Source organism: Mediterraneibacter sp. 210702-DFI.5.30 (assembly GCF_020560115.1).
GTDB classification, from domain to species: Bacteria; Bacillota; Clostridia; order Lachnospirales; family Lachnospiraceae; genus Mediterraneibacter; species Mediterraneibacter faecis.
Window position 1 is genome coordinate 211,459 of the sequence record NZ_JAJCME010000005.1, and the last position, 21,465, is coordinate 232,923.

The following is a 21,465-nucleotide window of genomic DNA, read 5'->3' on the forward strand; positions in this document are numbered from 1 at the left end:
AGGATCCTAAAATGGAAAAGAAAAAACGTATTGTCATTGCCCTCGGCGGAAATGCCCTTGGCAATACTCTTCCTGAGCAGATGGCTGCTGTTAAGATTACAGCACGCGCGATCGTAGACCTGATTCAGGAAGGCTGCGAAGTAGTCGTAGCACACGGCAATGGTCCTCAGGTTGGTATGATCAACAACGCTATGATCGCATTAACACATGAGGATGAGAAACAGCCAAACACACCACTTTCTGTATGTGTTGCAATGAGCCAGGCTTACATCGGATATGACCTGCAGAATGCCCTGAGAGAAGAATTGTTCAACAGAGGAATCCATGATATTCCGGTTGCTACAATGATCACTCAGGTTCGTGTAGATGCTGATGATCCGGCTTTCGAGACACCATCCAAGCCAATCGGTAAATTCCTTTCTAAGGAAGAAGCTGATGTTATGGCTGAAAAATATGATTATATCATGAAAGAAGATGCAGGACGCGGATACCGTCGTGTTGTAGCTTCTCCAAAACCGCAGGAGATCGTTGAGATCGGTACAATCCGTACAATGGTTGACTCCGGTGACCTTGTAATTGCCTGTGGCGGCGGTGGAATCCCGGTTATGCGCCAGGGCAACCACCTGAAAGGTGCAAGTGCAGTCATTGATAAAGACTTTGCCAGTGCTCTCCTTGCCAAAGAGCTCGACGCAGACTTCCTTATCATTCTGACTGCTGTAGAGAAAGTTGCACTGAACTACGGAAAGCCGGATGAGAAATGGCTTGACGATGTGACAGTTGAAGAAGCGAAACAGTATGTAGAAGAAGGACATTTCGCTCCTGGTTCTATGCTTCCTAAGGTACAGGCAGCTCTTGACTTTGCTGAATCCAAACCTGGAAGACAGTCACTGATCACACTGCTTGAGAAAGCAAAAGACGGAATTCTTGGTGAAACTGGAACAAGAATCCACCTTTAATATTGAAAAATCGATTGAATAAGTCAATTACTTAAAACTCCTAAAATAGAAAATGAAAAAACCTCAGAGAACGGTGCTGCAACACCCGGACCTGAGGTTTTTTCATGTGTTTTATATAATTTTATTTCCTCTGACGTATTTTGCTTTCACTTCTCTCTCATCAGCAAGATAAATCATTCTTTCCAAACGATCTTTCACACTCATCTGACGGGAGGATTCAAGTCTGCTGTCATCTAATACAACAGCATCGAATTCATATCCTTCTTCAAAACTTCCGACTTTTCCGAAGAAGGATCCGCCACCCTTAGTTGCCATATAGAATGCTTCTTCTGACTTCAATGCCGGATATTTCTGATCGACAAGTCTCCAGCGCATCTTTGACATCTGAATTGCATGTGCCATTGCCCGGAAAAGATTCTCTGTCGATCCTCCTGCGACATCACTTCCAACTCCTACAGAAAGTCCTTCTTCCAGATAACGTTTTACCGGTGCAATTCCGGAAGAAAGATTCTCATTTGATTCCGGACAATGTGCTACATACACACCGTTCTCTTTCATTCTCTGGATCTCTTCTTCCGTACTGTATACGCAATGCGCCATAACCGTCGGTGCATCTGCTCCAAACAGACCAAAATGATCATATGCATCTCCATAAAACTCTGCATACGGACAAAGTTCTTTTACCCATTCGATCTCTGATAAATTCTCTGATAAATGTGACTGCACCGGAATCTGATAACGCATCTGAACCATCTTCAGCATATCTAGAAGCTCATCCGTACAGCTCGGAATAAAACGAGGTGTCAGGATCGGCAGCGTATTCTTATACTTTTTATGCTGCACATCCTTCATCCATTCAACTGTTTCTTCCGCAGACTCTTGTGTACCTTCACGAAGTTCATCCGGTGAATTTCTGTCCATATTCACTTTTCCGACCATCGTGACCAGACCGCTTCTTTCCAGATGATCCATCAGAACAAGTGTCGATCTTCTATGAATTGTCCCAAAGACGCATGCTCTTGTTGTTGAACTATGTTTCAAGTTCTTGGCAAACTTCGCATACGCCTCATTCGCATACAATACATCCTTGTATTTTGCTTCCTCCGGAAATGTATTCGTCTCCAGCCACTCCAGAAGTTCTAGATCCATCCCTGTACCGCGGAATGTATACTGCGGTGCATGTATATGCAGATCTGTCATTCCCGGAATGATCAGACAATCTCCATGATCCTCAATTGGTTCCCCTCCAAGTCGGAACGGAAGTGTCTGATAGATTCCTTCTACTTTTCCATCTTTACACACAAGATAACCGTGTTCGCATATCTCAAATTCATCTTTCGTCTTTGTATAGATAATATTTCCTTTTAAAATTTTGATATCATCCATCTTTCTTATTCTCCACTCTCAATTACTACTATCATTTTAACTTTTTTCAAAGCGCTTATTTTACCCTTTCGAGCATGACTTCAACAACGCCGCCACAGACCATACCTTCATCCTCGGCTGCCTCTGCTGTCATGTCTACCTTGCATACCTGGAATCCTTCCTGCTCCGTACGGATCATGAGGAGTGCTTTCTGAATAATCTCACTTTCCACACACCCTCCACCGATTGTATCGATGATCCTTCCATCTCCGCATACAAGCATCTTTGTTCCTACGCCACGTGGTGCAGAACCTTTTCTGGAAATAATTGTCGCAAGCACTTTTCCACACTCGTCTTCTTTCAGAATTTCTTCAAGAAGTTCACTGGAATATCCGCCGCTCTTTGCACGGCTGTTTTTAATCTGAATGATTTCTGCCATAATAGACACCGCGATCTCTTCCGGCGTCTCAGCAGCGATTTTCAACCCAATCGGCGTATGAACTGCTTCAAGCACATCTCTCTCAAACCCTTCTGCCTCCAGCTGGTCTTTTACGATCGCAGTTCTTCTCTTACTTCCCATCATTCCAACATAAGCTCTTGGCTTTCCAAGGATTGTTCTGAGACAATCTGTGTCATATCTGTGACCTCTTGTAACAATAACAAACCATGTATCTGTATCTCCTTTAATCTTTGCAAGACCATCTTCAAATGGTTCGCAATAGACCTGGTCAGCCTCTGCTCTTCTCGCATCATCAGCAAACTTCGGACGGTCTTCTACCACCGTAACATGGAATCCAAGCATCTTTCCCATGCGAATGATTGGCATAGATACATGCCCTGCCCCACAGATCACCAGCTTCGCCGGACGGCTGATACGCTCCTGAAAAATACGTTCACCTTTTTCATCTACAAAAACACTGTCTGTATCCTTCGGTTCACCTTTTAACAGAATTTTCTTTCCTGCTTCAGCACCATCAATCTGAGTCTGTGCCCAAAGCTCTTCTTTTGCATCTGCAAGCTCAGCCTGCAGATTTACATAAAATGAATTCATTCCCCAATTCTCCTTCATCTTATTATTTTCCAAATCCACAGTTTGGATAAGTACATACTTCACAGTTCAGGCAAAGTCCGCCTTCTCCAAGCACTGTGAAATCTTCTACACTTAATCTCTCGCCTGCTGCAATTCTCGGAAGCACCAGATCAAAGATTGTTCTTCTTGCATACATTACGCATCCCGGAAGACCTGCAACCGGAATCTCTCCTTTATAAGCCAACATGAACATTGCACCCGGAAGTACCGGTGCACCGTAAGTGATCACCTCATCAGTTGCATTTCTGATAGATAACGGTGTTCTGTCATCCGGATCAACGCTCATCCCGCCTGTACAGACTACAAATTCCGCGCCCTTAGCGATCCATTCATTGATCGCGTCTGTTACCATCTGAGAGTCATCGTCACAGAGTACATTTCCAAGTACTTCCATGCCTGCCTCTTCTAATTTTGCTTTTACGACCGGAGTAAATTTATCTGTGATCCTTCCATGATAAACTTCGCTTCCTGTTGTCACAATTCCGACTTTCATCTGATGGAACGGGAGAATTGTGAAAATCGGCTCTTCCCCACAGAGCTCTTTCACATGATTCATCTTCTCTTCCTCGATCACTAGCGGAACAACACGCATACCTACGATCTTATCTCCCTTTTTCACCGGGAAATTGCCATGTCTGGATGCAAGCACGATCTGACCGAGCGCATTTACTTCATTCAATTTCTTGCGATTGATCTTCAGAAGGCCGTCGCACTGTGCAGTCAGTTCGATCTTTCCTTCTTTCGCCTCAGATGCATTCATATGCTCTCCCTGGCATACCTGACGCAGTACTTCTGCCGCATCATTCTCATGAAGCATGCCTTCCTGCTTCTCCCATACATAGAGGTGTTCTTTTCCTACAGAAAGCAGTACCGGTACATCTTCTTCTGTTACAACGTGTCCTTTGCGGAAGACCGCATCCTTCACAACTCCCGGAATAATCTGGGTAATGTCGTGGCAAAGCACACTGCCGACCGCATCCTCTGTTCTGATTAGTTGCATCTTATCCTCTCCTTTTCTTTCCCCAAGTTTGTGCGGAATGCATGTTTCCTGCATCCCGCAATTTTTATTTACGCGAGCAACGAGCCAAAGTCCGTGCTTGCACGAGACCTTGGCGACTGCCGCGATAACTTGAGAAACTCGCGGAGCGTGTTTCTCATAGTTTTCTTATACTCTGCAAGCCTCAAGATCTTTCATCCATACTGCCACGCAGGCATCACTTGGCATTCTCCAGTCCCCTCTAGGAGAAAGTGCCACAGTACCAACCTTCGGTCCATCCGGCAGACAGGAACGCTTGAACTGCTGAGAGAAAAATCTTCTACAAAATGTTTCCAGCCATTTAAAAATGGTCTCTTTGTCATATTCACCATCAAATGTCATACATGCAATACGGAAGATCTTGCTCGGCTCATATCCAAAACGAAGCATAAAGTACAGGAAGAAATCATGCAGTTCGTAAGGTCCTACAAGATCTTCTGTCTTCTGCGCGATATCTCCGTCCTTCGGCGGTAGAAGCTCAGGACTTACCGGTGTATCAAGCACATCGTAAAGTACATGCTTAAGAGCTTCGTCTTTTGTATCATCCGCAGCATATTTTACAAGATGGCGAACCAGTGTCTTCGGTACAGAAGCATTCACTCCGTACATGGACATATGATCTCCATTGTAAGTTGCCCATCCAAGCGCAAGCTCTGACAGATCGCCTGTTCCAATAACCATTCCCCAAGTCTTGTTTGCGATATCCATCAGTACCTGTGTACGCTCTCTCGCCTGGCAGTTTTCATAAGTTACACTGTGATCTTCCGGATCATGTCCGATGTCACGGAAATGAACATTCACGGCATCTGCGATCGGAACCTCAATCAAAGTTGCTCCGACTTTCTTCGACATCTCACAGGCATTCTGATAAGTTCTGTCTGTCGTACCAAAACAAGGCATTGTCACAGCAATGATGTCTTTCTTATCTCTTCCAAGCATGTCAAATGCGCGTGCCGTTACAAGCAGTGCAAGTGTAGAATCCAGACCTCCGGAAATACCGACAACAGCAGTTCTTGCATTCGTATGAGCCAGACGTTTCTTCAGTCCCATTGCCTGGATCGTCAGGATCTCCTCACAGCGTTGTGCGCGGGTCTGTTCATCAGAAGGAACAAACGGCTTCTTCGGAAATGTTCTTGTCAAGAATGTCTTTGTCTCTTCAATTGTAAACGGAACACGTACCAGAGTCTCTTCATCCAATGGCTGGAATGTTGTATTCTTTCTTCTCTCGCCTGTAATTCTCTGAAGATCGATCTCTGAGTAAATGATTTCATTTACATATCTACTGCTTTCTTTCAGGATTGTCCCATTTTCAGCAATGATATTGTGTCCGCCAAAAACAAGATCCGTAGTTGACTCCCCTTCTCCGGCATTTGCATAAATGTATCCAGAGATCAATCTTGCAGACTGTCCGGAGATCAGTGCACGACGGTAAGTGTCTTTTCCGATCGTCTCATCACTTGCGGAACAGTTGACGATCACTGTTGCACCTTCAAGTGCCGCCTGAATACTCGGCGGAACCGGTGACCAGACATCCTCGCAGATCTCGGCTGCCACTACCAGTTCTTCCATTCCTTCTGCCTGGAAGAGAATCTGCGGACCGAATGGAATCTTCTTTCCTTCAAATGTAATCTCTCTCACTGTCTGTGGTCCCGGAGTAAACTGACGCATCTCATAAAATTCACCATAGTTTGGCAGGAACGTCTTTGTCGTAAATCCGATGATCTCACCCTGGTTCATTGCCGCAGCTACATTGTAAAGCTTTCCATTCACTTCAAACGGTGCTCCAACAAATACAAGCATATCTTTGTCGTTTGTATTTTCTGCAATCTCAAGCAATGCTTTTCTGGAAGCTTTCAGAAGTACGCTGTGGTCGAACAGATCACTACAGGTGTATCCTGTCACACAAAGCTCCGGAAACACAAGAATCTTCGCGCCATTTTTCTGTGCTTCTTCCATAGCATTGATGATATTCTGTGTATTGAATTCCACATCCGCAACGCGGATATCCGGTGTCGCTGCCGCAACCTTCACAAATCCATTTTTCATCTCATCTTCACCCCATCTTCTATATTTGATGTCAGGACAAAAGCCCCGGCAATACTTATCGAGCCTGTTTTAACAATTCTTTCAATTCATCTACTGTATACTTATATGCTGTATTACAGAAATGACACTTCACTTCAATCTCTTTACCTTCATCGATCATTTCCTGAATATCTTTCTTTCCGATACTGATGATTGCTTTCTCGATTCTCTTCTTAGAGCAGTTGCAATAGAACTGTGCCGGCATTGTATCTGTAATTTCCAGATCAAGTCCTTCAAGAACCTGCTCAAGCATCTGCTCCGGTGTATGTCCGTTATCCAGCATGGATGTTACAGACTGGATCTTCTGAATGTTTGCCTCCAGCTTATTAAGTACTTTATCCTCGATAAAAGGCATTACCTGAACGATAAATCCACCGGCGCATTTCACTGTATTATCTTTGTTCATCAGAACTCCAAGTCCGACAGAAGATGGTACCTGTTCAGATGTTGCAAAATAATAAGTAAGATCCTCTGCGATCTCTCCTGTCTGCAGAATTGTCTGGCCTGAATATGGCTCCTTGAGTCCCATATCTTTGATGATCGTCATGACACCCTGTCCAAGTGCTCCACCGACATCAAGCTTTCCGTTCTTCGCCGGAAGCATCACATCCGGATTAAATGCATATCCTTTTACATTTCCCTTGCTGTCCGCTGTCACAGTCAGACCTTCAATCTGACCGGAACACTGAATCTGGATTGTCAGCATGTCTGTATCATTCTTCATCATGCTTCCCATCATCACTCCACCTGTAAGGAGTCTTCCCAGCGCTGCTGTCGCAACCGGACTTGTTCCGTGATGCTCTCTTGCCTCCTCAACCAGGTTTGTTGTCACTGCCGCAAATGCACGGATCTGTGCATTTCCTGCTGTTGCTCTTACAATATAATCATTCATGTCTTATTCTCCTCGTCTTTCTTATCTATTCAAGAATTGTATCCAATTCATTTCCCGGATTCTCTGGCAACGATATAGATTCTCTCACTCTTCTCTGTCGGTTCCTCGTGTGTAACTGCGTCATATGCCGCCTCAAAAACAAGTCCCGAACGTTCTACCAGCTCTTTCATCTCTTCTAAGGTATACCCTCTCTGGTAATGTGTCTCCTGATATCTCCGATACAAATCTTCACTTGCGTCTTCCTGAATGAACAGAGTCAGATCATACTCATTGATCCGTTCTTCTTCATAATAGAAATTATCCCAGATAAAACTGCATTCCCCTCTGTCTTCCGCGATCACAGTATCTCCCATGACTTCTTTATACTTATATACAGTATTAAAATCAAACAAAAAGACTCCCTTGGGATCCAGGTAGTTATTCACCAGACGGAATACTTCTTCCAGTTCCTCCGGTTCTGTAATATAGTTGACAGAATCACAGACACTGACAATCGCCCTTACTGTTCCATATAATTCGAACTCACGCATATCCTGAAGCAGATAAAGAATGTCCTTCCCTGACTCCATACGTTTCTCCATCGCAAGTTCCAGCATATCTTCTGAATTATCCACGCCGATCATATCATATCCATAATCCGCCAGCTTCTCTGTCATTGTTCCTGTGCCACAGCCCAGATCCAAAAGAATCCCGTCTTCTATTCCACGGTCTTTTAAAAGACTGTGAATGTATTCGCCCCACTCTTCGTAAGGTACATTATCCATGAAAATGTCGTAGACCGCCGCAAACCCTGTATAAGCTTCCAACTGTTGACCTCCGTTCTTTTCTGTTTCTACATAATCCATTATATTTTACCACAAATTCTCTTTTTTGACATCAAACATTTCTACATTCTATTGTATTTCTCAATTTCTTATCATTTTTCTAAAAGCTCCTATTTTTATCAAGAATTTTGAAATTTTTTCTCATCCCCCTCTCTTTTTTGTTCCAAAATCTACCATTTTTATAAAAATTTTACATTTACAACATATTTCCATAACATTTTTGCGTTTTATTCTTCCTTTTAGCACTTTAATATGCTATAATCATAAAGCTGTGTTAATAAAAAATTTTTTATATTAACAAAAGGCGCCGCTATCTGTTATGGGGACAGCAGGATAGCATAGAAAAACAAAAGAAAGGACATTGAAAAAATGGACAACAACAAGAAAGAATTCAAGCCGTATATTCCAGCGGACAAAGTCGTTCCTGAGTTTACGGTGACAGCACTCTTGATTGGTATCCTTCTGGCAATCGTATTTGGAGCTGCTAACGCATACCTCGGACTTCTCGTTGGTATGACAGTTTCCGCTTCCATCCCGGCAGCCGTAATTTCTATGGGAATCATTCGTGTGATTCTCCGTAAGGATTCTATTCTCGAGAACAACATGGTACAGACAATCGGTTCTGCCGGAGAGTCTGTTGCAGCAGGAGCTATCTTCACACTTCCTGCATTATTCCTTTGGGCTGAAGAAGGAAAGATTGCTTTCCCAAGCATCCTTTCCATCGCTCTGATTGCCCTGTTTGGTGGAATACTCGGAGTATGCTTCATGGTACCGCTTCGTCAGGCTCTTATCGTTGAAGAGCACGGAACACTTCCTTTCCCAGAGGGAACTGCTTGTGCAGAAGTTCTTCTGGCCGGAGAAGAAGGTGGATCTAAGGCTGGTACAGTATTCGCAGGACTTGGTATCGCAGCCGTTTACAAATTCCTTGCAGACGGAACGCAGCTCTTCCCAAGTGAGATTGGACACGCATTCAAGAACTACAGCGGAGCACAGATTGGTATGCAGGTTCTTCCGGCACTTGGTGGTGTAGGATATATCTGTGGACCGAAGATCTCCAGCTACATGTTCGCCGGTGGTACACTCAGCTGGTTCGTACTTATGCCAATGATCGCACTGTTCGGTGGAGATGCTACAATCTTCCCTGCATCAGTTACAGTCAATGAATTGCTCACTATGCCAGGTGGTGGTCCGTCCGCTCTGTGGAGTAACTACATCAAATACATCGGAGCAGGAGCTGTTGCAACTGGTGGTATCATCAGTCTGATCAAGAGCCTTCCTCTGATCGTAAGAACATTTAAGCAGGCCGTTGGAAGTATGAAAAAGAATGCCGGATCTGGAAAACAGCTTCGTACAGAGCAGGATCTTCCATTCCCATTACTGATCGGAGTTATCATTGTGATCGCTGTTCTGATCTGGATCCTTCCGATCTTCCCGGTTAACCTGATTGGTGCCCTGATCATCGTTGTATTCGGATTCTTCTTTGCAACTGTATCTTCTCGTATGGTTGGACTGATCGGATCTTCTAACAACCCGGTATCAGGTATGACAATCGCTACTCTTCTCTTTGCTACAGTAATCCTGAAAGTAACAGGTACTACAGGACTTACAGGTATGGTTGGAGCCATTTCTATCGGTGGTATCATCTGTATCGTTGCAGCAATCGCAGGAGATGCTTCTCAGGACTTAAAGACAGGATTCATCGTAGGTGCTACACCTTCCAAACAGCAGGTTGGTGAGATCATCGGTGTTGTTGCTTCTTCAGCAGCAATCGGATTCGTTCTTTACCTTCTGAATGAGGCTTGGGGATACGGAACAGAAAAGATTCCGGCAGCTCAGGCTACAATGATGAAGATGCTCGTTGAAGGTATCATGAATGAGGAACTTCCATGGGCTATGATCCTGATCGGTGTTTTTATTGCAATCGTTGTTGAGATCCTCAAGATGCCGGTTATGCCATTCGCAGTTGGTATGTACCTTCCATTCTCTCTGAGTGCTGGTATCATGGCTGGTGGTATTGTACGTATCTTCGTTGAGAAGAAAAAAGGTACAGAGGCAGAGAAAAAAGCACGTACAGACAGAGGTCTTCTCTTTACATCCGGTATGATCGCCGGAGAAGGTATCATCGGTATCCTTCTTGCTGTATTTGCAGTAGTTAAGATTGATTCTAAGATCATTCTGCCATTCCACTTACCACAGGTTGGCAGTCTGGTGCTTTACATTGCATTACTCGTACTTCTGTACGTTGTATGTATGAAAGCTGATAAGGAAAAATAATTCAATGAAAAAGAAAGACAGTAAAAACTATCTTGACTTTATCCCGGAGAAGAATCCGGAAATTGAATATGAAACAGGTGAGGACGGTATTATTACCGTCCTTATCGAATGGAAGGGATTTTATCACAAGTTGGCTCAGCGCTTCTTCCGTCGTCCCCGTGTAAGTGAAATCAAGTTAGACAAGCTTGGAACTTTTGTGTGGAACTCCATCGATGATAAAAAGGATGTACATGCAATCTCCAAAGAGCTTGAAGCAGAGTTTCCTTCTATGGAACAGCCGCTGACAAGACTGATCAAATACCTTGAGATCCTTCATGATAATCACCTGATCTACTGGAAAGGAGAGAAACGGAAATGATGCATACGATTCTGAAATATCTTCCTTATGTACTGCTCTTTGCAGTTGCTACAATGATCGTCTACGGATGGGGATTGTGGCGTACGATGAGACAGGGAAGCGATCTTGCTAATATGCTCAGTTCCAAAGGAATCTCCAAAGTCAAAAAGACATTGAAGAAAAATGGTCCTATGACCCGCACAGCTCTTGAACCATATGTGAAAGATCTGACGGCGAAACAGCCATTTATGCAGGAACAAATCAATGTGACGAATCCAAGACAATTTCTTGATTCAATTCTTCCCTATATGGTAAAGCAAAAAATGATCACTGAGGAAAAAGTGAATGGGAAAATTGTATATCAGATCCGCAAGGATTGAAAACAAAAAGGATATCTGCCAGAAGTAATGATTACTCTGACAGATATCCTTTTTGTCTTTTCATCTTTTTCCACTTTTTTCTTTCTTTTTACACCAATTTACACAGATTTATCGCATTTTTCCTTGACACGCCCCGCTGCGTGGGATACAATAATCTATGGTAAAAACAACACAACTACATCATTTCGGTAGGTGAGGTTACCACAGGGATTGGGATATTTGACATGCTTAAGCATTCGATAGGACCCGGAGATTGCTGCCGCGAGATTGTGGAGACACGATTAGTTGGTCAGCAGGCTGTGTCGAGAAGGCACAACCTAATGCAATTGATATGCCCTGTGATACTAAAGCTTGAACGATGCATTTTATAAGAAGTCAATACGACTCCGTCATTGTTCAGGCAATGATGGAGTTTTTTGTTTCTCATAAAAATACAAACAAGGGAGGTGAGGTTATGGACTCTGGTGCCAGTAGTTACCACATATGTGGCTCAATAGACAAAAATAAAATAATGCGAGGTAATTATCATGGACAAAGATATTTTTATAAAGCTTCTGGCGCAGCGCGAATTCAAAGCTGTCAGAAGTATTCTCGATGTAATGAACGAAGTGGACATAGCCTCCCTTCTCTCAACTTTAAGTGATAAAGAACTGGCTCTTGCTTTTCGTCTTATTCCAAAAGATAAAGCTGCTGAAGTATTTTCCAATATGGACACTTCCATGCAGACTTATCTGGTAACAATGTTTACTGAGAAAGAGCTGAAAGAGCTCTTAGACGACCTCTATATGGACGATACGGTCGATATGCTGGAAGAACTCCCGGCAAACCTTGTAAAGCGAATTCTGGCTACCGTCAGCGCGTCAGACCGTAGCATGATCAACCAGCTGCTGAACTATCCGGAAGACAGTGCCGGAAGTATCATGACAACGGAATATGTAGACCTGCGTGAGGAAATGACTGTCGGACAGGCGATGGCACATATCAAGAAGACCGGAATCCATAAAGAGACCATTTACACCTGCTATATCACAGAACGCAGAAAACTGGTCGGTATCGTAAGTGCAAAAGATTTGATGACAACAGATGACGATGTTCCGATCAAAGACCTGATGGAGACAGAGATCATCTCCGTGTATACACACTCTGATCAGGAACAGGTTGCACAGCTGTTCACAAAGTATGACCTGCTTGCGCTCCCTGTTATTGACCAGGACGGCCGCATGGTTGGTATTGTTACATTCGACGATGCTATGGATGTTATGGTAGATGAGGCCACAGAGGATATCACAAAGATGGCTGCCATCAACCCTAGTGAGAAGACATATTTTGAAACATCCGTTCTTCAGCATGCAAAGAACCGTATCCCATGGCTTTTGATCTTGATGTTCACTTCCATCATCACAGGAACGATCATTACAAGATATGAAAATGCATTCGCAGCCATCCCTCTTCTCGTATCCTTCATCCCAATGCTGATGGATACCGGTGGAAACTGTGGTTCCCAGAGTGCAACACTGATCATCCGTGGAATCGCACTGGATGAGATCCGTTTTACAGATCTTTTCAAAGTCATGTTCAAAGAATTCCGTATCTCTTTGATCGTCGGTGCTTTTCTTGCTGTTGCCAACGGTGTACGTATCTTTATACAGTATCACAATCCAGGACTTGCAGTTGTGATTGCCTGCTCTCTGATGGGAACCGTGATCATGGCAAAGCTGGTTGGATGTATCCTCCCACTTCTTGCCAAGAAAGTAAATCTCGACCCTGCGATTATGGCATCTCCACTGATCACAACTCTGGTGGATACCTTCTCAATCTTGATCTACTTTAATATTGCGACAGTATTATTCCGTTTGTAATAGCAAATCACAAATGGATACAAAATCAAAAAACATATAAATAAAAAAGTATCAGAAACTTTTAAATTTGCTTCTGATACTTTTTTATTTCTTTTTATTAATTATCTTTCCATCATACTGATCGACTCGATTCCAACGCTTCCGCCTCGGACAACTTCAATGCTCTTAAATTCTTCCTTCATCAACTTCACAACTGCATCATTCTTTGTCGCAGTCTGTACAAACTCAACCAGAAGACTGTCCTTTCCGTAATCGATTACTTTCGCCTTAAATGTCTCTGCGATCTGAAAGATCTCAACCTTATCCTCCGGTGTACATTTTAAGACTTTTACATAAAGAATCTCTTTCATTCTTACAAATACGTCTGTAAAATCAATTACTTTAATTACTTCAATCATACGGTTAAGCTGCTTCTTGATCTGCTCAAATGTCTCATCATCGCTGACTGTTGCAATTGTCATTCTGGAAACGGTCGGGTCTTCTGTTGTTCCAACTGTCAGACTGTCCAGGTTATAACATTTCCCGGAAAATAAACCGGAAATCTTCGAAAGTACACCAACCTGGTTTTCTACATAGAGAGAAATCCATCTCTTTTTCATATTATTATCCATATCTCTTCCTCGCTAACCTATATTTTCTGTTCTAATCGATTAACAATCCATGATCAAATCTTCAAGTGTTCCGCCCGGCTGAACCATCGGATATACAAGTTCTTCCGGATTGATAACGAACTCGATCAGTGTCGGTGTCTTTGTATTCTTCTTCGCCTCTTCAAATGCAGCTGCGATATCTTCTTTCTTCATAACACGGATTCCTTTAGCTCCGTAGCTCTCTGCAAGCTTCACAAAATCCGGTGTGTACTCCGGCATCTCCTGCCCGTTTGTTCTGCGGAAAAGTGCTCCTGATTTCAGGTTCGTCATACTGTAACGTTTTCCATAGAACAGCTTCTGCCACTGACGTACCATCCCAAGATATTCATTGTTAAATACACAGAGAATCAATGGAAGTTCTTCCAATACTGCTGTAGCAAATTCCTGAATGTTCATCTGCATACCACCGTCTCCGGAGATTGCAATAACGTCCTTATCCGGATTACCAAGCTTCGCTCCGATTGCAGCCGGGAAACCATATCCCATCGTTCCAAGTCCACCGGAAGTGATCAGCTGCTTGTTCTTTGTAATCTCAATATACTGTGTTGTGAACATCTGATGCTGGCCTACATCTGTTGCAATGATTGCATTGTCAAACTGACGGTTGATCTCTTCAATAATATCCTGCGGTCCCATATCCACGCGGTTCTTCATTGTCAGAGGATGTTCTTCCTTCCACTCTGCGATCTGTTTTCTCCACTTCTTTGTCTCACAGTGCTCTACATATTCATTCATCTTCGTAACTGCCTCAAGCGCATCTGCAACGATCGGCACATCAACATGAATATTTCTTGAAATAGATGCTGTATCGATATCAATATGAACGATCTGTGCATTCGGTGCAAACTCATGCAGCTTACCTGTAATACGGTCATTAAAACGTGTTCCGATCGAGAATAAAAGATCGCATTCGCTGACTGCCATGTTCGAAGCATATGCTCCGTGCATTCCAAGGTTTCCTATATAAAGCGGATGATCTGTCGGAACTGCTCCACGTCCCATGATCGTTGTGACAACCGGAACTTCTGTCTTCTCTACAACTTCTGTAAACACCTCATTCGCACGTGCAATATTCACACCGCCTCCTGCAAGGAATAACGGCTTCTTTGCCTTTTTCAGCATCTTAAGCGCACGTTTTAACTGTCCCATATGCACATTCGTATTTGGCTTATAGCCACGGATATTGACTGTATCCGGATAATCCGCACTTCCAAGTTCTGCCATCACATCTTTTGGAAGATCGATCAGTACCGGTCCCGGTCTTCCTGTTCTTGCAATATAAAAGGCTTCTTTAATAATTCTTCCAAGATCCTCTCTGTTTCGTACAATAACACCGTATTTCGTAATACTGCGTGTAATTCCTACAATATCAACCTCCTGGAATGCATCATTTCCGATCAATGGTCTTGCTACCTGACCTGTAAAACATACGAGAGGTACACTGTCATAATTCGCTGTTGCAAGCCCTGTAACAAGGTTTGTAGCTCCCGGTCCGCTTGTAACAAGACAGACACCTACCTTACCCGTTGTTCTGGCATAAGCATCCGCCTCATGAACCAGTGCCTGCTCATGTCTTGGCAGAATGATCCGAATATCATCCTGCTTGTACAATTCATCACTGATATCAATCGTACATGCTCCCGGATAGCCGAAAATGGTATCCACGCCTTCTTCCTTCAGCGCTCTTACAAGTAATTTGTTTCCTGAAATCTGTTTCAATCTATATACCTCCCTTTTCAAAAAAGAAAGCCCCAAGCATGACCTTCATGCCCAGGGCGAATATCCAGTATTTACCGTTCACAGTACCTGTGTCAACAGCCAGATCTATCCATGTCATCACCTGAATTCAGAGATAAGCCTCTGTACATCCACAAGCTGTGTACTACTCCCTGTCTTCGTATTTGCGTAAAGCGTAAATTAATTATAAGTGTTAAAAAATATCTTGTCAACGTCGAGTTCTTGATCTTATTTAATCTATCGCATATGATTTTTCACAGCTCCAACTACTGTATACAGAACCATCATTACAAGATTGGCAAGAACAACACTGGCTCCCGCCGGGGTTGCCGCCACATAAGAAAGGGTCACACCCGCGATCAAACACACCACTGAGATCACTGCTGCGTTTATTATGACACTTTTAAATGTCCTGCACACTCTCATTGATGTCAATGCCGGGAAAATGATCAGGCTCGAGATCAATAATGCTCCCATCATACGCATTCCAAGCACGATTGTCACTGCTGTAAGTACAGCGATCAACGTATTGTAAACTCCTGCTTTTACACCTGTTGCACTGGCAAATGTCTCATCAAATGTAATCGCAAATATCTTGTGATAAAAAACAATAAACAGGATGAGTACAAAAACGGAAAGTACAAGACTTAATTTCACATCCTCCGCACTCATCGCAAGAATGCTTCCAAACATATAATTATATACATCCGTATTCATTCCTGTTGTCAATGAGATCACCATCACGCCAACTGCTAGTGACGTTGTAGAAATCAACGCAATTGCCGCATCTCCTTTGATCTTTGCATTCCCGCTGATTCGAAGAAGCAGAATCGCTGCTACAATAACAACCGGGATTGCTACTGTAAGCGGAGCGGCATTCATCGCAGCCGCAATCGCCATGGCACCAAATCCCACATGAGAAAGTCCATCACCGATCATGGAATACCGTTTCAATACAAGGCTGACGCCCAGTAATGCAGAACATAATGCAACCAGTGATCCAACAAGGAACGCTCTTGTCATAAAAGGATAAGACAACATCTCAATCACTGTATCAAACATGTGTCTCACCTCCTAAGAATGTTTTGCCGGCACGACTCTTCTCGTATCCATCTGCTTTTCCAAAGTACAGCACTGTTTCCTGTAAATGAAGGATATGACTTGCATATTCTACAGCACTCTCGATATCGTGTGAAACCATAACAACTGCAATCCCGGATTCCTTATTGATTCGACTGATCAATTGATAGAATTCTGCTGTCACAATTGGATCCAATCCCGTGACCGGTTCGTCAAGAAGCAAGAGTTTCTTGGTCGCACACAATGCTCTTGCAAGCAGAACACGCTGTCTTTGTCCACCGGACAGATCTCGGAAACATTGTTTTGCGAGATCACGGATTCCAAGCATGTCCATCTTCTCCCACGCCTGCTTCTTATCTTCTGCTGTATAAAACGGTTTCATCCCTCTGCTGTTCAACCGGCCGGAAAGAACCACTTCATAAACACTGGCCGGAAAATCTTTCTTCACATCTGTCTGCTGTGGAAGATATCCGATCTCTGTCTGTTTTAATCCATCATCAAAAACAATCTTGCCTTTGTCCACATTCTTCAGTCCCAAAAGACTCTTTACAAGTGTACTTTTTCCGGAACCATTTTCTCCGACAATACAGAGGTAGTCTCCCTGATTAATCTCAAAATTCAAGTCATGTACGACCATCTGTCCTTCATATCCAATGGATACATTTTCACATTTAATCAACGCCATCAGTTCAACACCTCCCTTAATGTTTCAACATTTTTCTCCATAAGACTCAGATATGTCTCTCCATCTGCAAACTGCTCTGCTGTCAGATTATGACAGCTATAAAATTCTTTTACATCAGCATTTGTTGCTTCTGCAATAGCTTTTGCAATATTTTCGTTGCTAAGTTCCATTTTTAATACTGTTTTAATATTCTCATCCTGTACTTTATTGATTAAAAACGCCATTGTAGCTGCGCTTGGCTCTGTGTCCGAAGCACATCCTGAAAATGCTGCATAATAATCCAGACCATACGCTTCTGCAAAATAACGGAACGGAAATCTGTCTCCGAAAATCATCAGCTTTCGTTTTGAATGATCCACCACATCCTGAAATTCCTGATCCAATTCTTTCAATTGTGCTACATAAGCTTCTGCATTTTCTTCATAATCAGATGCATTTTCCGAATCAATCTCGCAGAGTTCTTCTTTGATCTGCTCGACGATCTTCACCGCATTTAACGGAGATGTCCACACATGTTCATCAATTTCATGTACAGAATGTGTTTCTTCCTGTCCATGCTCTTCATGATCTGCTTCATCCTCTTCATGCTCCACTTCGTGCTCTTCATGCTCCGCATCATCCTCGTCATGATCATGACCACGCTCTTCTTTCATTCCTTCCACATGTTCCTCTTCCACTGTGTCAACACAATCCACCAGCTTCAGAGTCTTTCTTCCGTTGTCCGGCATTGATTCAAGAATGTCTTCTACCCAGGCATCATTCTCGCCGCCCACATAGATAAACAGATCACTATTCTGGATCGCAATAATATCCTGTGGCGTCGGCTCATAAGAATGTGTCTCCTCACCCGGTTTTAAAAGCATCTTAAGTTCCACATTCTCTCCCGCGATCTGACGCACAAAATCATACTGCGGAAAGATTGTCGCTACAACACTAATCTTTTCATTTTCTACTTTATTCTGTTCTTTTCCCCCGTTTTGCTCTGTCTGCTGCCCGGACATTCCACACCCGGTCAGCATCATTCCAAGAATAAGACTTCCTGCAAGCAGAAAGTCTCTTACTCTTCTCTTCTTCATCTTCAAATTCATCTTCTCACTTTTACACTTTTACATTTTCACAGCATCTGTTTTAGCAGCGCTCATATTTTGTAAAAGCAAATTCCAGATCAAAACAAGTCTGTTCTTCTCCTTCTTCCGTCATCTTCCAATCTTCCATCTGATCCAGATTCGGGAAATAAGTGTCTGCCTGGAATTCACGGTCTATCTTTGTTACATATACAGTATCACAATATGGAAGCATCATCTTGTAAATGCTCTCGCCACCGATCACATAAATCTTCTCACTTGGATACTTCTTCAATTCTTCTAAAAGTTCTTCCTCTGAGTGAACGATCACTGCATCTTTCACCTGATAATTTTTATTCTTCGTAAGAACAATATTCACTCTATTCTTCAAAGGAAGTCCGTTCGGGAAACTTTCCAGTGTCTTTCGTCCCATAACTACAACATTTCCTGTTGTTTTCTGACGAAAGAACTTCATATCTGATGGAATGCTCACCAGCAGTCTGTTCTGGTAACCGATTCCCCAATTATTATCTGCTGCTACGATTGCCTGCATACTTCTTCTCCTTTACACAGCGATTGGTATATTCTTAATCTGCGGATGTGTCTCATATCCTTCCAGTTTCACATCATCCGGTGTGAAATCATAGAAGTCTTTCACTTCCGGGTTCAGCCAGAACTTCGGTGCCGGAAGCGGTTCTCTTGAGATCAGTTCCTCAATCATCGGAACATGTCGGTCATAAATATGTGCATCTGCGATCACATGAACAAACTCTCCGACCTTCATGTCACATACCTGCGCCAACATATGAAGCAATACTGCATACTGACACACATTCCAGTTATTTGCCGCAAGGACATCCTGAGAACGCTGGTTAAGAATTCCATTTAGTGTAAGCTTGTCACTGTCCTTTTCCTTTGTCACATTAAATGTCATACTATATGCACATGGATACAGATTCATCTCATGAAGATCCTGATGCACGTAAATATTTGTCATAATACGACGGCTATACGGATTATTCTTCAAATCATAAATCACGCGGTCTACCTGATCCATCATGCCTTCTTTATACTGATGCTTCACCTGCATCTGATAACCATAAGCTTTTCCAATCGAACCATCCTCATCAGCCCAACTGTCCCAGATATGACTGTTCAGATCATTAATATTATTCGACTTCTTCTGCCAGATCCAGAGCATCTCATCCACACAGCTCTTGATCCCGGTTCTTCTAAGAGTCAGTGCCGGAAATTCCTTAGACAAGTCATAGCGGTTGACCACTCCAAATTTCTTAATGGTATATGCCGGTGTTCCGTCCTCCCATCTTGGGCGAACCTTCTCACCCTCTGTGCTTGTTCCATTCTCTATAATGTCTCTGCACATATCAATAAATACTTTATCTGCGTAACTCAACTATTCTCTCCTTCTTGACCAATGATTCTTCTTTCATGATTAATACTCACGGATAATGCTGCTCACTTCCAGAATGCTAGGCAGTGCCAGAAGCTCTTCCAGGGCACGCTTCATATATTTCTCTTTCACACTCTCAGTTACAATAACAAGCTCTGCCTGATGTGGCTGTGTATGTTCCTGAACAACTCTTGTGATACTAACCTTATGATTACCAAATACCTCTGCAACTGCTGCAAGAACACCTGGTTCATTTGTCACCTGCATACGGATAAAGAACTTATTCTTCACATCTCCAATGTCTTTTACCGGAAGGTTCTTATAACATGTACAGCTGATTCTTCCATTGCAGCCATATGCCATATTTCTCGCAACATCGATCACATCTCCCATAACTGCACTGGCTGTTGGGAACTCTCCTGCACCGCGTCCATAGAACATTGCATCATCTGCTGCATCTCCATGAACAAAAACTGCATTAAAGGAATCTCTTACAGATGCAAGCGGGTGTTCCTTATGGATCATCATTGGGTAAACACCTACTTCAATTCCACTCTCTGTGTTATGTGCTACGCCAAGCAGCTTGATCACACTGTCAAATTCTTTCGCATACTCGATATCTTTCGCTGTGATCTTTGTGATTCCTTCTGTAAATACGTTAGGAAATACGACTCTGGAATGGAACGCGATAGAAGCCATAATCGCCACCTTACGTCCTGCATCAAGACCTTCTACATCCGATGTCGGGTCAGCCTCAGCAAATCCAAGCTCCTGTGCTTTCTCAAGTGCGTCTGAGAAATCCATTCCTTCTTCTGTCATCTTTGTCAAGATGTAGTTTGTAGTACCATTCACGATACCGACAACTTCAGAGATGTCATTTACTGCCAGGCACTGCTTCATCGGACGAATGATCGGAATTGCTCCGGCAACTGCTGCCTCAAACAGGAAATCCACACGATTCTCTTCAGCTGTTGCAAGAAGTACATGTCCCTCCTCTGCGATCAGATCCTTATTCGCAGAAACTACATTCTTACCTGCTCTGAGCGCCTCAAGGATCATCGTCTTCGCCGGCTCTATACCGCCCATAACTTCAATTACGATCTGAATCTCCTCATCTTCAATAATATCGTTCCAATTATCTGTTAAAAGAGAAGCGTCTACGCCCTCTCTCTTCTTATTTATATTACGAACAAGGATCTTCTTCACTTCCATCTGAGCGCCGATTGTCTTCTCCATCACATCTGCACGCTTCTGAATCAGTTTATAGACACCGGATCCTACTGTTCCAAGTCCGAGAATTGCTACCTTTACTGTTTTCATTATGGACACCTCTTTCATCTTTTATCTCTGTGTAATTTGTTCTTTTATTATAGAACAAAGATTTACAACATCCTTCTTTTCACATCTGTTGTGTTTAGTCACAGTAACCACAGTATAGCATGATTTTCTTTCACTAGGAAGTCTTAGACTTAATTTTTTTCATTTTCTCTAATTTTTTTTATTTTTTCTGTTGACATTTTAACGATCTTGTAGTAACATATCTATTGTTCGTCGGAACAATAAGTTATGCGACAGTGGCTCAGTTGGTAGAGTACAACCTTGCCAAGGTTGGGGTCGCGGGTTCGAACCCCGTCTGTCGCTCTCAACATCTTAATTTCATATTGATTGTTCATTGGGAACAATCCTATGCGACAGTGGCTCAGTTGGTAGAGTACAACCTTGCCAAGGTTGGGGTCGCGG

General features: G+C 43.1%; 19 protein-coding genes, 1 tRNA gene and 1 riboswitch. Of the genes, 6 read left to right on the plus strand and 14 right to left on the minus strand.

The window, feature by feature from the left end:
- Nucleotides 1-11 precede the first annotated feature (11 nt).
- The gene (gene arcC / locus LI126_RS07625; RefSeq protein ID WP_020436837.1) at nt 12-956 is read left to right on the plus strand and encodes a carbamate kinase; all 945 of its coding nucleotides are present in this window, start codon (nt 12-14) and stop codon (nt 954-956) included.
- 111 nt (nt 957-1,067) lie between these two features.
- Here arcC and LI126_RS07630 read toward each other — a convergent pair whose 3' ends face one another.
- The 6 genes from LI126_RS07630 to LI126_RS07655 all read right to left on the minus strand — a co-directional run bounded on the left by LI126_RS07630 (nt 1,068) and on the right by LI126_RS07655 (nt 8,230).
- A complete protein-coding gene (locus LI126_RS07630; RefSeq protein WP_227165134.1) occupies nt 1,068-2,342 on the minus strand; it encodes an amidohydrolase family protein in 1,275 nt (424 codons plus the stop codon).
- Between the two features lie 55 nt (nt 2,343-2,397).
- Entirely contained in the window at nt 2,398-3,372 is a 975-nt protein-coding gene (locus tag LI126_RS07635; protein WP_227165135.1) for an XdhC family protein, read from the minus strand.
- Nucleotides 3,373-3,394: 22 nt separating this feature from the next.
- Entirely contained in the window at nt 3,395-4,411 is a 1,017-nt protein-coding gene (locus LI126_RS07640; RefSeq protein WP_227165136.1) for a molybdopterin-binding protein, read from the minus strand.
- Between the two features lie 165 nt (nt 4,412-4,576).
- Complete coding sequence (locus tag LI126_RS07645; RefSeq protein ID WP_227165137.1) at nt 4,577-6,493, minus strand: NAD(+) synthase; 1,917 nt, start codon at nt 6,491-6,493, stop codon at nt 4,577-4,579.
- A 55-nt stretch (nt 6,494-6,548) separates the two neighbouring features.
- Entirely contained in the window at nt 6,549-7,424 is an 876-nt protein-coding gene (hslO, locus tag LI126_RS07650) for an Hsp33 family molecular chaperone HslO (RefSeq protein ID WP_227165138.1), read from the minus strand.
- Between the two features lie 47 nt (nt 7,425-7,471).
- The gene (locus LI126_RS07655; RefSeq protein WP_020436831.1) at nt 7,472-8,230 is read right to left on the minus strand and encodes a class I SAM-dependent DNA methyltransferase; all 759 of its coding nucleotides are present in this window, start codon (nt 8,228-8,230) and stop codon (nt 7,472-7,474) included.
- Between the two features lie 387 nt (nt 8,231-8,617).
- On the opposite strand from LI126_RS07655, the gene LI126_RS07660 reads away from it, so the two are divergent.
- The 4 genes from LI126_RS07660 (at nt 8,618) to mgtE (ending at nt 13,098) form a co-directional block, all read left to right on the plus strand.
- Entirely contained in the window at nt 8,618-10,522 is a 1,905-nt protein-coding gene (locus tag LI126_RS07660; RefSeq protein ID WP_195942217.1) for an OPT family oligopeptide transporter, read from the plus strand.
- 4 nt (nt 10,523-10,526) lie between these two features.
- Nucleotides 10,527-10,880, plus strand: coding sequence for a PqqD family protein (locus tag LI126_RS07665; protein WP_015529474.1), 354 nt, complete (start codon nt 10,527-10,529; stop codon nt 10,878-10,880).
- Nucleotides 10,877-11,239, plus strand: coding sequence for a hypothetical protein (locus LI126_RS07670; RefSeq protein ID WP_015529473.1), 363 nt, complete (start codon nt 10,877-10,879; stop codon nt 11,237-11,239). The genes LI126_RS07665 and LI126_RS07670 overlap by 4 nt, the downstream gene beginning before the upstream one ends.
- A gap of 177 nt (nt 11,240-11,416) precedes the next feature.
- A riboswitch (M-box (ykoK) riboswitch) is annotated at nt 11,417-11,609 on the plus strand.
- A 157-nt stretch (nt 11,610-11,766) separates the two neighbouring features.
- Nucleotides 11,767-13,098 carry a magnesium transporter gene (mgtE, locus tag LI126_RS07675; protein ID WP_055147455.1) on the plus strand — a complete coding sequence of 444 codons (1,332 nt, stop codon included), beginning with the start codon at nt 11,767-11,769 and terminating at the stop codon, nt 13,096-13,098.
- A 101-nt stretch (nt 13,099-13,199) separates the two neighbouring features.
- Here mgtE and ilvN read toward each other — a convergent pair whose 3' ends face one another.
- From ilvN to LI126_RS07715, 8 genes are all read right to left on the minus strand, one after another.
- Nucleotides 13,200-13,709 (minus strand): acetolactate synthase small subunit, encoded by a 510-nt coding sequence (gene ilvN / locus LI126_RS07680; RefSeq protein WP_015529471.1) that lies wholly within the window; start codon nt 13,707-13,709, stop codon nt 13,200-13,202.
- Nucleotides 13,710-13,748: 39 nt separating this feature from the next.
- A complete protein-coding gene (ilvB, locus tag LI126_RS07685) occupies nt 13,749-15,467 on the minus strand; it encodes a biosynthetic-type acetolactate synthase large subunit (RefSeq protein ID WP_020436827.1) in 1,719 nt (572 codons plus the stop codon).
- A 255-nt stretch (nt 15,468-15,722) separates the two neighbouring features.
- On the minus strand, nt 15,723-16,547 hold the full coding sequence (locus tag LI126_RS07690; protein ID WP_195937231.1) for a metal ABC transporter permease: 825 nt from the start codon (nt 16,545-16,547) through the stop codon (nt 15,723-15,725).
- Nucleotides 16,540-17,250 carry a metal ABC transporter ATP-binding protein gene (locus tag LI126_RS07695; RefSeq protein WP_015529468.1) on the minus strand — a complete coding sequence of 237 codons (711 nt, stop codon included), beginning with the start codon at nt 17,248-17,250 and terminating at the stop codon, nt 16,540-16,542. Before LI126_RS07695 ends, LI126_RS07690 begins: the two co-directional genes overlap by 8 nt.
- A complete protein-coding gene (locus LI126_RS07700) occupies nt 17,250-18,326 on the minus strand; it encodes a metal ABC transporter substrate-binding protein (protein ID WP_070104489.1) in 1,077 nt (358 codons plus the stop codon). Before LI126_RS07700 ends, LI126_RS07695 begins: the two co-directional genes overlap by 1 nt.
- Before the next feature lie 52 nt (nt 18,327-18,378).
- Nucleotides 18,379-18,867 (minus strand): dihydrofolate reductase, encoded by a 489-nt coding sequence (locus LI126_RS07705; RefSeq protein ID WP_015529466.1) that lies wholly within the window; start codon nt 18,865-18,867, stop codon nt 18,379-18,381.
- Between the two features lie 12 nt (nt 18,868-18,879).
- Entirely contained in the window at nt 18,880-19,728 is an 849-nt protein-coding gene (gene thyA / locus LI126_RS07710) for a thymidylate synthase (protein WP_020436824.1), read from the minus strand.
- A 39-nt stretch (nt 19,729-19,767) separates the two neighbouring features.
- The gene (locus LI126_RS07715; RefSeq protein WP_227165139.1) at nt 19,768-21,045 is read right to left on the minus strand and encodes a homoserine dehydrogenase; all 1,278 of its coding nucleotides are present in this window, start codon (nt 21,043-21,045) and stop codon (nt 19,768-19,770) included.
- A gap of 248 nt (nt 21,046-21,293) precedes the next feature.
- Between LI126_RS07715 and LI126_RS07720 the strand changes: the two genes are divergently transcribed.
- Nucleotides 21,294-21,366, plus strand: a tRNA-Gly gene (locus LI126_RS07720).
- The last annotated feature ends 99 nt before the right edge of the window (nt 21,367-21,465 follow it).

Bases quoted from the DNA above. Each gene is read 5' to 3' on its own strand.
- arcC (WP_020436837.1), top strand. From the start codon at position 12: ATGGAAAAGAAAAAACGTATTGTCATTGCCCTCGGCGGAAATGCCCTT.
- LI126_RS07630 (WP_227165134.1), bottom strand. From the start codon at position 2,342: ATGGATGATATCAAAATTTTAAAAGGAAATATTATCTATACAAAGACG.
- LI126_RS07635 (WP_227165135.1), bottom strand. From the start codon at position 3,372: ATGAATTCATTTTATGTAAATCTGCAGGCTGAGCTTGCAGATGCAAAA.
- LI126_RS07640 (WP_227165136.1), bottom strand. From the start codon at position 4,411: ATGCAACTAATCAGAACAGAGGATGCGGTCGGCAGTGTGCTTTGCCAC.
- LI126_RS07645 (WP_227165137.1), bottom strand. From the start codon at position 6,493: ATGAAAAATGGATTTGTGAAGGTTGCGGCAGCGACACCGGATATCCGC.
- hslO (WP_227165138.1), bottom strand. From the start codon at position 7,424: ATGAATGATTATATTGTAAGAGCAACAGCAGGAAATGCACAGATCCGT.
- LI126_RS07660 (WP_195942217.1), top strand. From the start codon at position 8,618: ATGGACAACAACAAGAAAGAATTCAAGCCGTATATTCCAGCGGACAAA.
- LI126_RS07665 (WP_015529474.1), top strand. From the start codon at position 10,527: ATGAAAAAGAAAGACAGTAAAAACTATCTTGACTTTATCCCGGAGAAG.
- LI126_RS07670 (WP_015529473.1), top strand. From the start codon at position 10,877: ATGATGCATACGATTCTGAAATATCTTCCTTATGTACTGCTCTTTGCA.
- mgtE (WP_055147455.1), top strand. From the start codon at position 11,767: ATGGACAAAGATATTTTTATAAAGCTTCTGGCGCAGCGCGAATTCAAA.
- ilvN (WP_015529471.1), bottom strand. From the start codon at position 13,709: ATGGATAATAATATGAAAAAGAGATGGATTTCTCTCTATGTAGAAAAC.
- LI126_RS07690 (WP_195937231.1), bottom strand. From the start codon at position 16,547: ATGTTTGATACAGTGATTGAGATGTTGTCTTATCCTTTTATGACAAGA.
- LI126_RS07695 (WP_015529468.1), bottom strand. From the start codon at position 17,250: ATGGCGTTGATTAAATGTGAAAATGTATCCATTGGATATGAAGGACAG.
- LI126_RS07700 (WP_070104489.1), bottom strand. From the start codon at position 18,326: ATGAAGAAGAGAAGAGTAAGAGACTTTCTGCTTGCAGGAAGTCTTATT.
- LI126_RS07705 (WP_015529466.1), bottom strand. From the start codon at position 18,867: ATGCAGGCAATCGTAGCAGCAGATAATAATTGGGGAATCGGTTACCAG.
- LI126_RS07715 (WP_227165139.1), bottom strand. From the start codon at position 21,045: ATGAAAACAGTAAAGGTAGCAATTCTCGGACTTGGAACAGTAGGATCC.